At 50.6% G+C, this 12198-nt stretch carries 13 protein-coding genes; 2 read left to right on the top strand and 11 right to left on the bottom strand.

Annotated features, from left to right (window positions below):
* Positions 1 to 62: 62 nt before the first annotated feature.
* From ssb to R7035_RS19975, 5 genes are all read right to left on the bottom strand, one after another.
* Positions 63 to 593, bottom strand: coding sequence for a single-stranded DNA-binding protein (ssb, locus tag R7035_RS19995; RefSeq protein WP_000987165.1), 531 nt, complete (start codon positions 591 to 593; stop codon positions 63 to 65).
* Between the two features lie 60 nt (positions 594 to 653).
* Positions 654 to 1562 (bottom strand): hypothetical protein, encoded by a 909-nt coding sequence (locus R7035_RS19990; protein ID WP_000739139.1) that lies wholly within the window; start codon positions 1560 to 1562, stop codon positions 654 to 656.
* Positions 1563 to 1572: 10 nt separating this feature from the next.
* Positions 1573 to 2541 carry an AAA family ATPase gene (locus R7035_RS19985; protein ID WP_000085162.1) on the bottom strand — a complete coding sequence of 323 codons (969 nt, stop codon included), beginning with the start codon at positions 2539 to 2541 and terminating at the stop codon, positions 1573 to 1575.
* Between the two features lie 219 nt (positions 2542 to 2760).
* On the bottom strand, positions 2761 to 2946 hold the full coding sequence (locus R7035_RS19980; RefSeq protein WP_001186917.1) for a hypothetical protein: 186 nt from the start codon (positions 2944 to 2946) through the stop codon (positions 2761 to 2763).
* A 303-nt stretch (positions 2947 to 3249) separates the two neighbouring features.
* Positions 3250 to 3570 (bottom strand): hypothetical protein, encoded by a 321-nt coding sequence (locus tag R7035_RS19975; RefSeq protein WP_000547566.1) that lies wholly within the window; start codon positions 3568 to 3570, stop codon positions 3250 to 3252.
* 293 nt (positions 3571 to 3863) lie between these two features.
* Here R7035_RS19975 and R7035_RS19970 point away from each other — a divergent pair, with 293 nt between their 5' ends.
* Complete coding sequence (locus R7035_RS19970) at positions 3864 to 4505, top strand: hypothetical protein (RefSeq protein WP_000796664.1); 642 nt, start codon at positions 3864 to 3866, stop codon at positions 4503 to 4505.
* 122 nt (positions 4506 to 4627) lie between these two features.
* Positions 4628 to 5488, top strand: coding sequence for a hypothetical protein (locus R7035_RS19965; RefSeq protein ID WP_000709517.1), 861 nt, complete (start codon positions 4628 to 4630; stop codon positions 5486 to 5488).
* 38 nt (positions 5489 to 5526) lie between these two features.
* Here R7035_RS19965 and traN read toward each other — a convergent pair whose 3' ends face one another.
* From traN to R7035_RS19935, 6 genes are all read right to left on the bottom strand, one after another.
* Positions 5527 to 8325, bottom strand: a complete 2799-nt coding sequence (traN, locus tag R7035_RS19960) for a conjugal transfer mating pair stabilization protein TraN (protein WP_001256487.1) — start codon at positions 8323 to 8325, stop codon at positions 5527 to 5529.
* Between the two features lie 115 nt (positions 8326 to 8440).
* The gene (locus R7035_RS19955) at positions 8441 to 9448 is read right to left on the bottom strand and encodes a TraU family protein (protein WP_000983283.1); all 1008 of its coding nucleotides are present in this window, start codon (positions 9446 to 9448) and stop codon (positions 8441 to 8443) included.
* The gene (locus R7035_RS19950) at positions 9445 to 10116 is read right to left on the bottom strand and encodes an EAL domain-containing protein (protein WP_001337754.1); all 672 of its coding nucleotides are present in this window, start codon (positions 10114 to 10116) and stop codon (positions 9445 to 9447) included. Before R7035_RS19950 ends, R7035_RS19955 begins: the two co-directional genes overlap by 4 nt.
* On the bottom strand, positions 10113 to 11378 hold the full coding sequence (locus R7035_RS19945) for a TrbC family F-type conjugative pilus assembly protein (RefSeq protein WP_000621288.1): 1266 nt from the start codon (positions 11376 to 11378) through the stop codon (positions 10113 to 10115). Before R7035_RS19945 ends, R7035_RS19950 begins: the two co-directional genes overlap by 4 nt.
* Complete coding sequence (locus tag R7035_RS19940; protein ID WP_001010738.1) at positions 11341 to 11871, bottom strand: S26 family signal peptidase; 531 nt, start codon at positions 11869 to 11871, stop codon at positions 11341 to 11343. The genes R7035_RS19945 and R7035_RS19940 overlap by 38 nt, the downstream gene beginning before the upstream one ends.
* On the bottom strand, positions 11868 to 12185 hold the full coding sequence (locus R7035_RS19935; protein WP_000351984.1) for a hypothetical protein: 318 nt from the start codon (positions 12183 to 12185) through the stop codon (positions 11868 to 11870). The genes R7035_RS19940 and R7035_RS19935 overlap by 4 nt, the downstream gene beginning before the upstream one ends.
* Between the last annotated feature and the right edge of the window lie 13 nt (positions 12186 to 12198).

Genomic DNA, 12198 nt, shown 5'->3' with positions numbered 1-12198 from the left:
AGGACACCATGACCCCCTCGGGGCATGAGTGCCCCCGTGGGGTTTAGTAAGAGTTGGCGGTGTTACCCGCCAGCCAAGTGGTGCAGCCGCATGAACGGGATGTCATCATCCCAGCCATCAGGAGCGGGACCATAGCCTCCGCCCATACCACCTTGCGGTGCTGATTGCTGCACAGGAGCAGATTGCGTACCGGCTCCTGTACGTTGCCCTTTTTGGGGCGCTGCACGTTGAGAGTTGTCCTGAGGTGCATTTCCACGACCACCAAGCATCTGCATTTCAACGCAGTGTACTTCGGTGGTGTAGCGCTCGATTTGTTGGCTGTCAGTCCACTTCCGGGTGCGGTTGCTCCCTTCGAGATAGACTTGGGAGCCCTTTTTCAGGTACTCACCAGCGACTTCTGCCAAACGACCTTTAAGCACAATACGGTGCCACTCAGTATGCTCTCTTTGCTCGCCAGACTGCTTATCGCGCCACGTATCCGTTGTTGCAACGTTGAAGTTGGCAACGGCAGTTCCGCTTGGCATGTAGCGAATTTCCGGGTCAGAACCGAGATTACCGACCAGAATTACTTTGTTGACGCCTTTAGACATCATGACCTCCAAGTTATTTGGAGAGGGCCAACGCCCCTTTCGGGGAGCAAGCCCCCGTAAGGGTTAAAAAAAGTGATCCTCTTGTTCGGCGTCGATCTCTGCCAGGCGAATCAGCTCAGATACAAGGCCAAGCCTTTCTGCATCTGCTCTTACTTCGTCGTAGCTGAAACCAAACCGTTCAATGAGGGGTTTTAGTGAATCAAAACGCTCGTAGTCGAAGGTATCACCCTGTTCATCACAGAATGCCACCAGCGGCTTCTCTACGTTTGAAAAGTCATCCGCGAAACGCTGTTGCAGGTAAACCAACATCAGCAGGGGTTTGTGACCATGTTCCGGGCGGAGTTCACCAGCGCCTTCCAGCGTAGCTGGATGGATAGTGTTTTCGCCTAGTCCAGTGCTAACCCCAAGCTCATAACCGCTGTCAGTACGCATCAGCACACTGGGTAGCAAGTCATTTGAGCCTTCGCTCCGAGCAACCTCAAAGCCGATTAAACCGGCTCCTTTGGCAAAAACCCCAGCAACAAAACCTTTGAAGAGGTTTATGTCACCTGGAGGTAACTCAGAGGGCGGAGATAACAGCCAGTTGAGAGATCCCAAGCTGGCTGTTTGTCCGGCTGAAACATTCCCCCCTTCCAGCACCGTCTGTGTCTCTGCGTTTACCAGCACCTCATCCAGAAAGGTGTACCCCTGGCTGAGAAACTGTGACACATACTGGCTTTCTTTGTCCTTGTAGGACATTGGGATCGTGTCTGGGCCGTTAGCTTCAAAAGGTCCTTCGAGCTTTGTCTCAGACCAATTTTCAGCTTTCCCATCAGTGACGGTTCGGCGTAGCTCGACCATCGTGAATTGGCCTGGCTCCGAGGAGCTGGGCTCCCGGAGCAACTTGTAGCCAATGAAGACTTCTATTGTGGTTTCGTCATTGCCCCACTCTTTAGCAGTGTAACGACGGCACAAACAGTCATTTTTCTTCATGCGTCACCCCTTAGCGCCATTGGTCCCCGAACACATCCTTCGCAACACGCAGGATGGCTTCACGCTCCTCTTTGGCCGCACGGATAAGCAGAGCTTGATCCAGGGCGTATTCAAGAGCATTTGGGGCACCACGGAACGCTAGAGACAGTTTCGCCCAACGCACCAACGTCCGAGTGGACATGGTGACGCTGATCTGACCATCTTCACCGTTTTCGCCAAGAAACAGTTTGCGGACCTGATTAGCAATCCGAACCATTCCCTTCCGCACATTTTCCGGAAGTTTCGGAGTAACACGGCCAAGAATGCTGAGTTCAGCTTCCTCATCCGCATACCCTACTTTGGTGAAACGATAGCGATCCATAGCTGCGAGGTTCTGCATCATCACCCCCTGGTACAAACCAGAAGCATCACCGGACCCCGTAGAGTTACCAGTAACGACCACACGAAACATCGGGTGCGGCTTGATGATTTCCCCGCCATTCTGAGCGATCACAAGGGGACGCCCTTCAAGGACATCGTTGAGACCAGCCAGCTCGGCAGGGTCGGCCAAATCCACCTCGTTGATGAGGAGCAGATGACCTTCACGCATAGCGACTGCCAGAGGTCCATACATGAACTTCATGACAGGTGGTTGACCAGGCTTTTCCGCGACCAGAGCGTGATGTCCAATCAGATCTGTCAGCTCCATCCGCCCGTGGGCAGTGATTTGCTGAACAGGCCAGTTGAGACGACCAGCGATCTCGGTGATACCTGAGGTTTTGCCAGACCCGGTAGGGCCGGTTACGAACAATGCGTCACCGCCAGGCTCTTTGAGATAGGCCAAGACCTCTCGCAGAAACTCTTTGCGGAAAACGTAGTTGGTATCAGTGGCAGGGATGAAAGGGTTTGAACCGTCAGCGTAGCCGATGGCCGTTACCTTCTCCGGAATGCTGGGCATACCGAAAACCTTGCTTACTGAGAATTGAGAGTATTGAGACATAGGTGCGCTCCTATTGTGACAGGCGCACCACGTCCCGAACCGGGCGGATGCGCCCGGTTGGGCTAGTAAATTAACGTTAATTTGCTGTTTGTTTTTGGCGACCAGCTATCGCACTTTTCGCTCTCCGAAGAGAACAAAATCTGCTTACTGATGGTATTCACCATGAGTAAGAAGACTTTTAAGGAGCGAGGAGAGTAGCCTCTCCTGGAGGCCACTCCCTCAATGGACGAACATCACCACATCGTCGTTTTGACCAATGACCCCGGTTTCTTTGGCCCACTTCACTGCTTCACTGTGCGCCTGGTAGGAGCTGGAATACAGTTTCGGATCAAATTTCACCTCGCGTCCATCAGCCAGATAGATGATGCCTGCGTGATCGTCGTAAACATGAAGATTCTGTTGCATTCGACATTCCCCCTGTAGCTTGTCGTCAAAGCCAACTGACACCAGAAGACTTTGAGGACAAGCCACAGAGGCTTGACCAGAAAGAGAGGGGTTGCCCCCTCCCTTTGCGTTGACTATCAGCAGTAACCGAACGATTCAGCGATTCTCACGAAAGGACGAGAGATTGCCCAACCAGTAGGGATACACAAAGCGATGATAGCGATTTCCATGATGTTGCTCCTAAGCAAAAAGGGGCAACATCCCCGTCGGGGTATGGTTGCCCCGATGGGTTTGAAAGTGTCGAAGATTACTCAGCGACAGTTATTACCAAACAAGTTCCTTGCCCTTACGAAGGTAAGTCGGGATTTCGAGATAATCCCAGTCAGGTTCTTGTTTAGCGACTTCTTGAACTTGAGTTACCTCAGGTTCAACGACTGCTTTGGCTTGTTCAGCCTTGGCAGCACGTTCTTTGATGACGGCCTGTACAGACCGCATTGCAGGAACTGCGAATTTGTTCCAAAGGAACAAACCGATACGCTGGAACACTTTAGCGAGAACGATGAAGGAAAAAGCAAATGCCTTCGCGCCTACGTACAGTGCGCCCAGAGATGCAAGCAGAACTACAATGAAAGTGATGATGTGCATGGTGTTGCTCCTATGTAAAAAAACAGGGGCAACACCCGAAAACCGGGAGAAGCCCCCGGCTTGGGGTTAAGTAATGCCATACGGCATAAGACTAGATGCTGTTTGTTTTCGGAGACCAGCTATCTCACCTATAGCCGCAGAGCGACTAAGATGATTCAAATATAGCTCACCTTTGCTAAACAGAAAACGCTGTAACTGTCCATTTTGGGCACTTCGAGAGGTCAGGTTACAGATTGACCGCATTTATCCTTTCCAGTGCGTTTATCTGTACCTCAAATTTAGGAGTATCTCTAATGGCAGAAGCACAAGTAGCACTGGACACAAACAACGACCGCAGCAACCACTACTCTCGCCCTGTTTTCAAGCAAGTTCTGAAAGTAAATAGCCTCCAAGCTCAGCGCGTCATGGAACGCAGCTTTGAGCGAGTTTCCAACTCCCTGTTCTCCATCGACGTGATCCTTCGCATCATCGGTGAGCAGGACGAAATCGACCAGGTTGAAACCGTCATCCTGGAACACATTTCCAAGGTCTCCGAAGACCTGGACAAAGCTACCGCCCAGCTCAACAAGCTGATGGAAGACAACGGCATCGACATGATGCCCGGCTACACCAACCCGAATGAATACACCATCGAGATCAACTCTCCTCAGGTTGCTCAGTTTGCACACCTGATCCGCAAACTGGATACCCTGATGGGGATCGTTGACACTCTCTGGCTGAACACCGTACTGACCAGCAAGCAGCGCACCGACGCCACTTACCAATGGCAGCAACGCCTCATCAAGCTGGCCGGTCGAATCATCGGCATCGAGAAACGGGCTCGCATTTCCGCCCACAGCAAAGGCAAAGAAGGTGAAGTGGCCGAAGCCGCTCCGGAATCTGCAACCGGCGACAAGGAAATCGCAGACGAAGCCGAGAAAACAAAAGCAGCATAACCCAGCCCAAACCTTTGCCCCTCGCCCGAGGGGCTTTTTTTTGTCTTTTATGGTTGCATTTTTTGATGCTGTGATATTATCGAAGTAAATCAGATTCAACTCAGGTAAGAACGGAGAACAACATGAAAAAGGCTTTAATCACCACCGTGGCTCTGGCTGTAGCAGCTCTATCTGGCTGTGCATCCACCAGCAGTTACGAACCCACAGCGTACAAAACCAATCACAGTCGCGCTTACAACATCGCGGAGGCCGGTGGCCTGGTAACAGGCATCCAAGACGCTTCTGTTCCGCGTGACAAGCTGGAGCGTCTGACCGACACCAAAACGTTTGGGGCAGCCTACGTGCTGTCTGGCTACATGTCCCCTCAGCTCGGAATGACCGACTGGCAAGGTGGCTTGGTCAACCTTGCGAACTGGGCTATCGGCCCCAAACAGCATGGCGCTCGCAATAGCTTGATCGCTTGGATGCCTGCTAACGAAGCAGTTTCACCGGCAGACGCTCAGGCCAAATTTCTTTCACATGTGAAAGTTTCCATTGAGTCAGCGCTGACTGATTTGGGTGCCAATTTCACGCTTCTGTATGACAAAGATGGTCGCCTAACCTATCAGTTCTACAAGAATGAATGGGGTTGCCCGACGTGGGTGAACGGACAAAGTAAGGTAGCTGACATGTGTTCCGTTAAGGTGAAAATCGTGGAGCCTCGCCTAGGGTCAGCTCCTAATTTTGTCTCTGGCGTTCAAGGTACAGCGTATGCCTTCACATCAGGCCATGAGACCGCATACAACTTTGTGAATGTCGGTAATGGGGCAGCAAGCCATGCTCCTCAGCAAGCGATCTACGCAGCTATTAGCAAACAGCTACCAGCTTGGGCCTACCTCTACCTTGCTCCAAAATCGGTTGAGCTGGATAATGGCGAAAAAGTTGCTTTCCCTTACCTTCTTGATCAGGGAAAAGCAGAGTTATTTGTTTACCCAGAAGCGTAATCAATCTACATGAGAAAGGGGCCGAAAGGCCCCTTTTTTTATCCACCACCACCAGTTGGCGCGCCTGTTTGAGGGTCTATGCTGTTTGTCGCCTCTTTTCGCTTCGCGTCAATATCAATCCCTTCCAACCGCTCCAACGCCCTTTCCTGAGCATTCTTCCGCGTCCCGTCAATATTGAAGTCATTCCCTGCTCCAGTCAGCGAGTCGAGATTTATTGAGGCCGGATCAGGGAATTTACCGTTCTGCTGTAATATCCCAAGCCACTCATCCAAATTAATTTTGCTCCAATCAATTTCGGCAATTTTATCTAGTGGAATCCCTTCACACTGAGGATTTTTGGGGTCTCCAAAGTTCTGCCCCAATTGAGGGCGAACCTGTTCTTGTATAATACGAGAGAGCGGAGAATTGAAGCAGCAATACGCTTCTCTTTTTTCAATACAAGCGCCCAACACCTTAGATTTACAATAAGAGCCTACATAGGTGCAATTCTTGAGCGCTCTTTTGGCGTTCATAGTGAACTCTTCTTCCTCGCACTTATAAATCATCTGGATCATCACCATCGCAACGACATAGACGGTATATATCGTCATGGCAGTGCTAAGCCATGTTGTCGCAGTCTCCATCATTGCTTCGGCAGCTTGTTCAGATGCTGCGGCAGCCGCCTGCTCTGTTGCTGCATCTTGGCCTGCTGATTTCATGACATCCATCATCACTTCTTTGACTTGCTCTTTGAGCTGGTCAATGAGTTGATCAACAAACTGCTCTACAGGCTGGAAGAACGAATCAACAGCACCTGAAACGTTCTCTATATAACTTGTGAACGGTTTTGTGACTTCTGTCCACCCTTGAAGGGCAGGTTCCCTAAGTACCTGATAAGCACCTTTAAGCGCATTACCATCAGTCAGCCCCATCACTGCGCCATCGAGCTTTGGAACGGCCATTATTAGGTTCAGATAATCGGCAAGAGATATATTGGTTGGCTTTTCACAGCAATCAGAAACTCCCCCAACAGCTATCTTGCATTCGCCAGCTTCCCCTGCAAAAGCAGAGCAAATAACGTTTTCATCCCCGGTAGGATTGTCATCCCCATCTTGGCCTGTGCAGCTCATATCCTGCGTCATGAATTGGGCTGCATTGAGCAACGCAGTAGCGCGAGCAAAATCAGTGCTTTGTGTTTTGGTCAAATCAAGGCAGTCATCTCCCATGCAGCGTATAGGCCCACCGCACTGGTACTCAGTTTCCTTTTCCAAGGTCGGAACAGAAACATCTGTACCACAGTCATAAGTATCCTCGTGGACGTAGCACGTACCAGAACTTCCCTGAGCACCATCAACACATTTGGAACTGATGAAGCCGCACTGAGGGTTTTCTTCATATTTCTGACAGCTATCGAGATTCCCGCCCGTGTTTACCGGACAGTGCGTTTCACCTTGAGGGTCTGTCCAGCAGTCCATTTGCCCCTTATAAAAGTCATAGTCAGCTTTAACTCGAACCTTTTTGCATAGTTTTGGAATACCAGGCAAAGGTGACGGCTTGAGTTGAGATTCGCAAACTTTGATCCCATTGATGACTGTGCAGCCCGTAGCATCAGTCGGGTCATCTATACATGTGATCTCGCCTTCCGCAAAACCATCTACAACCCCTTTGGCTGAATCCATGCAGCTCTGTGGAGCCCACTCATCCTTGGTAATGGCTTTTGATGGGTCATAGCGTAGCTTTATGCGGCCAAAACCCTCACCTGCGCCAGTTACTGAAACGCGGATCTTAAACGTAACAACATCACCATCTTTCACATTCTTGAAATAGGGAGTGACATCAATATTAGGGTTTCGCTCCCAACTTGTTGACAATTCACATCGGCCAGCCGTTTCTGGAGGGAAATTGCCGTCAGGGCCGGACCATACTTTAGTTTCCTGACCTGATTTACCAACCCAAACTTGCATGTAGTCATCCCACTTGGCGTACTCAAGAGTTGCAGACACTATGGCGTCTGGATTACTGACTTGGACCCGCGTGTATTCCTCATAAATCGAACAGTTGCCACTCCAGTAGTCGTTACCAACTCGGCCAATCCACAACTCAGTACAGCCTTCTCCACAAGATTTGAGGTTATATGGACCATCATAGTGCTTCACCACAGAGGCATCGTAGTCATGGACAACCTCACAGTCCGCGCTTTGATCTACAACACGCTGACACCGTTCATACTCTGGAATGTGGGCGTTGATAGTATTCTGATTGATGGTTGTTTCGGCAGAACAATCCCCAAAGCCACCTGCGATGAGGTCCATATCCTCATAGGTCTTTTTGCTTAGATTTAGTACAGGGTCATTACTGAAATCAGGGCGTGATCGATTAGAGGCATCGAGAAGAACCTTGTATGCCGCACCAGAGATTGATGGATTAGCACTATTGGCATCACTCCACAGCGACCCTTTTGCATTATTCCCCACGCTGTCCATGTCATCGCCAGAGTCGTAAATGCCTTGCAGACCGCCCACATCAGGTTTATTGGCATCAGGGAAGTAATAACTATCAGGTTTATTGTTGGTCCCGCTCGTTCCGGGGAATAGATCATTGACATTAATCTGACTCCCCCCGTTCATTTGGAATTGACCGTCTTTCAACGTCGGCATAGAGATTGTGCCATCTTGCACAGTCCCCGAGCTCGACTTGAATGAGTTTGAGAGGTTTTGTCCGAAAGCCTGGGCCTCTTTACCCACCGCTGTGATGTCCTGGTCTTGGCTACCGTTAGCGTAGGAATGTATCGGCAGCGCAGACATGGTTACTGTCAACAGCGAGGCCACAGCTTTCATAAAGTAATTATGACTTCGCATTGTGTTCTCCATTTCAACCTTCCCATGCTATCTGAGAAGACAAGGGCCACCTGTACGTGTAGTGGCCCTTTTGGGGCATAATCTAAAATGCCCGTGCAAATTCGTTAGGGTCTGCTCAATTGTTACAGCAATCATTCCATCGCCAGATGGTGTAAATAGGGTCTTGCCCAATTGCCGGTATAGTTCGCGCCAGACCCCACGTAAGAGTGGATTCGCCAATTACGTGAGATGAGTTTGTCTCTGGAACCGGATGCAATAGCGTGAATTTGTACTGCGTTTTGGGTAGTGTTGGGCTAATAACACCTCTACACATAGCCTCAGAACCCATTGTCTTCCACGCTAACCCCCGGCGATGCAAAGCAGCCAGAACCCTTGTGCTAAGAAGACTGCTATCGCGGATAACACCTTTTCCACCATTCTGGTTGCCACTAAATGGATACAGGGTGCCCCATGAACCAGCACACCAGAAAAGCTGTTTTAAAGGTTTTCCAGCGGTTGATGAGACAGCATCAGCAGTACACGCAGCCGCCGCAATTGGGTTTGCTACTGCCGCCGCCTCTGGATTGGTAAAAAAAGCGAGCTCATCATTGTTCCAGGTCGGGTCGAGCTCCGACATGTACATGATGTCGAGATCCATATACCCATCAGCATTACAGGTCTGCTTAATAAATAAATCGAGCATCACCAACAGAGGAAACGCATAGTAGTGATAGTGCATAAAAGAACCATCACCACCATCCATGTCTCCCATGCCATGATGCCCTTGGTTAGTCCTATCAAACGGGAACCTGACACCATTCAAGACAGATGAGCAGCCAGGCACTCTCTGAAATTCAACAAGCCGTGCTGGCTCCCACATAGAAGTGGTGACTCCAGGCCGAGGGACCCCTAGATTATCCTCGCACATACACAGAGGGTTGCTTACGGCTTCACTCGGGAATGATCCGCCTCCACCACTTATAGGAACCCCTGCTACTTTGATGGGAAAAATACAGCTCCAGCAGATGTCAGTAATCAGTTTTCCGCCGATTACTTCCGCATTCTGGCACCCAGGGTCAGCCGATACCGAACGAACCCAAAAGACCGCGCTAACGGCAATGACCCGTAGAATTTTTTGCATCATGGTAAGGCCTTTACGTAATTCAAGTGTTTCTCCATGACAGCAGGCTTCCCGTGATAGAAACCTTGTTGCCATGACAGTCCAAGTAATTTGGCGCTCTCCCCCAATGGGAAGCTCTCCACCTGCTCAGCAATGAGCTGTATGCCTTTTCGGCGGCAGTGGAGGATGGCCGAGTAGTCTTCAAGCGACCGCAGTCTTCTCGCGTCAAACTTGCAATAGTGCCAGTCATAACGACTCAGGCGCTCCAGCGAAGAGTTTTTGTCTCCATAGTCATCCAGCGCCAGCTCAACCCCTATTTCGGTAAGAGCCTCCCATCTCAATGCGAGAGAGGCATCCTGAATGCCCTCGGTAATCTCGATGACAAGCCGTGATGAGTGATTCTTAGCAATGTCGCGGACAACCCTCCACCACGCTTTGAAAATGACGTCTGATTGCAAAGTATGTTCAGAGACATTCAGAAAAAGAGCTGGGTACAGATCCAAGCAATAATGAAGGTTGTCCTGAATGAACCGTGCCATCTCCATATCCACCAGCCCCCAATAAGGAGGTGATGACAGAGAGGATGGTGTAAGAACCCGGCCTTCGTCGTACCAACGAGCCAGTACCTCAGCAGCGACAAACGAACCTGTGCCGACGTCTTTAATTGGTTGGAAAGCCGGGGCAAAAATCATTCACCGCCCTCCTCAGCAAGTTCGCGGACAACAAACTTCTTGCCTCTGGCAGTAATGACGCTCGGTGTGTGCTCCAGCTCGAACCGGGTAATCAGATCTGGCGTCAGCAGATATACCGGCGCGTCAAAGTTGTCGGTGACACTCTTGTAGGAATCCCAGCCTTTGTCTTTGTCGAACTCTGTGGCGATATAGGTAATCCGTTGTACGCCAGGTTCCTGCTTAATTTCAGGCAGCTTCTTGGCGAGCAGCTCCATTTGCTTTTTGTCCAGCGGGTCGAAAACTACGACCGCTTGGGTAAATGGCCGCGTTCCAGGCTTGCAAACTTCCTTCGGATCGCACAATGGGTTGATCACGTCACCCGCGTGAGCGAACACAGTGCCATCCGGAGTGCTGATGTCACTGGTGATCATGACGCTAGGGTCAATTTCTCGTGTTCGAGATTTTGGCGCTCTGGGCAGCTCATTGAAATTCTGCTTGGTCCAGAAGCGCTCTATAGCCTGTTTCTTCTTCTCTTCCCAGTCGATATTGGCAAGGCGTTTCTTGGCAACATCAATAAGGTCTGGCTCACTGATTTTCTCCACCGGCCCCTTAACGCCGAGATCGCCTTTTTCTCCGTTATCCACTTCCCGAGCCAACCATACCGGGTCGGACAACCCGGAGACCTGGGCGACGACGTTTGGTTGTTCGCCAGGCAGCGGCTCATCCTCCAGCATCACAATCGTGGGAACGGCTGTGATGTTGTACGTTTTGAACAACGTAGGGTTGATGATGATGTTCGGCACTGGGTCTTTTTTGGCCGCGAGCGCCTGAATAGCTTTAACTCCCTGCCCCAAGTTCATTCCTTCCGGGATGCCACGGAACACAATTACAGAATCAGGCTGGCCTGACACCGCCGTTAGGACGTCATCTAACCCCTGTTCGCCAAGAGACAACGAGGCGAAAACCAGTATCCGATGGTCAGAGTAGATACCCTTTTCAGCCTGTTTCCGGTGCATCTCCTTGAGCGTTGGGTTAGTAGTTTGGAGCTGCTTGAAAAATGCCTTGGCTTCGGCCTGAGCCTCGTCCATGTGTTGGTTTTGCAACAGAGATGGCATTTCCATCTTCTGGGCCTTTTGGGCAATTTGCTTTCCTTTCTCAATAAGCGCCTTATCCTGCTCTGTGAGCGGAGACTCTTGAGCGTATGCCCCGCCAGCCACAGAGAATATCAACGCCACCAGAACGCTCTTAGAACAGGGGATATGCGCGGCCAATGATCTGATCATTTTTCACAGTCCCCCAGTAACGTGAGTCGAAGCTGAATGGGCTTTTGCCCATAAACCAGTAGTTATTCTCTTTCAGCGTGGTCTTGCCGTAAAAGTGGCTCTCTGGCAGATGTAGTTTCCCTGCGAGCTGGAGCCCCTCTCCGACGACATCACCATTGACGGTGATCTTCCACTTATCGTTGATCTCGACTTTATCCCCCGGCATACCGGTGAGGATTTTGACCATGCGAGTCCCGTCCTTGTAGAAAGGCTGCATGTTCTTGGCTTGGAAGGCGTAAACAGCTCCCCTCTCCAGAGTTTGGTCGTTCAGATCAATGAGGAAGAAGGTGTAACCCGGCAGGCACTTCTCCTGTTGTGGATCAATGCCAATACGGTAGCGGCTGGCAAAGGCCGCACCAGCAGCCCAAAGAACCAGTAGTGTCACACCGGCCTTAACCCCGAAGCGCTTCCAGGATTCCTTTTTGACGAAATACTTCTTGAGTGGAAAATTCATTTCAGCACCTCATCAGGGAGGTACACGTCACTTGGAGCACCGACGACAGCACTTGCGTCAAGGACCAAATAACCTGCGTCTTTCAACTTCAAAATTGCGTCATTGGTCTTGACCATCAGTCTTTCAACTTCCTCCTGAGAGGCACCAGCGGGATACGCCGACGCCACTTTAGCGAAGTCAACCACGACCACTGGCGGGGTTTGATTCAAACGCTGATGGATGCTTGCCGTTTGTTCGCTCATCACGTAGTAGCTACCGCCGAAGCCACCAGCGGCACCGAGAATGGCGGCGATTGCGATTGATTTAATGTCCATTACTGTCTCCCTG

Origin of the sequence: Vibrio sp. 1731 (assembly GCF_033339955.1) — a bacterium.
GTDB classification, from domain to species: domain Bacteria; phylum Pseudomonadota; class Gammaproteobacteria; order Enterobacterales; family Vibrionaceae; genus Vibrio; species Vibrio alginolyticus.
The sequence above is the reverse complement of the archived record's forward strand: the minus strand, read 5'-3'. Positions and strand labels throughout refer to the sequence as shown.

Excerpts from the sequence above, each read along its gene's own strand:
- ssb (WP_000987165.1), bottom strand. The coding sequence starts at position 593 with ATGATGTCTAAAGGCGTCAACAAAGTAATTCTGGTCGGTAATCTCGGT.
- R7035_RS19970 (WP_000796664.1), top strand. The coding sequence starts at position 3,864 with ATGGCAGAAGCACAAGTAGCACTGGACACAAACAACGACCGCAGCAAC.
- R7035_RS19945 (WP_000621288.1), bottom strand. The coding sequence starts at position 11,378 with ATGATCAGATCATTGGCCGCGCATATCCCCTGTTCTAAGAGCGTTCTG.
- R7035_RS19965 (WP_000709517.1), top strand. The coding sequence starts at position 4,628 with ATGAAAAAGGCTTTAATCACCACCGTGGCTCTGGCTGTAGCAGCTCTA.
- R7035_RS19980 (WP_001186917.1), bottom strand. The coding sequence starts at position 2,946 with ATGCAACAGAATCTTCATGTTTACGACGATCACGCAGGCATCATCTAT.
- traN (WP_001256487.1), bottom strand. The coding sequence starts at position 8,325 with ATGCGAAGTCATAATTACTTTATGAAAGCTGTGGCCTCGCTGTTGACA.
- R7035_RS19935 (WP_000351984.1), bottom strand. The coding sequence starts at position 12,185 with ATGGACATTAAATCAATCGCAATCGCCGCCATTCTCGGTGCCGCTGGT.
- R7035_RS19955 (WP_000983283.1), bottom strand. The coding sequence starts at position 9,448 with ATGATGCAAAAAATTCTACGGGTCATTGCCGTTAGCGCGGTCTTTTGG.
- R7035_RS19975 (WP_000547566.1), bottom strand. The coding sequence starts at position 3,570 with ATGCACATCATCACTTTCATTGTAGTTCTGCTTGCATCTCTGGGCGCA.
- R7035_RS19985 (WP_000085162.1), bottom strand. The coding sequence starts at position 2,541 with ATGTCTCAATACTCTCAATTCTCAGTAAGCAAGGTTTTCGGTATGCCC.
- R7035_RS19950 (WP_001337754.1), bottom strand. The coding sequence starts at position 10,116 with ATGATTTTTGCCCCGGCTTTCCAACCAATTAAAGACGTCGGCACAGGT.
- R7035_RS19940 (WP_001010738.1), bottom strand. The coding sequence starts at position 11,871 with ATGAATTTTCCACTCAAGAAGTATTTCGTCAAAAAGGAATCCTGGAAG.
- R7035_RS19990 (WP_000739139.1), bottom strand. The coding sequence starts at position 1,562 with ATGAAGAAAAATGACTGTTTGTGCCGTCGTTACACTGCTAAAGAGTGG.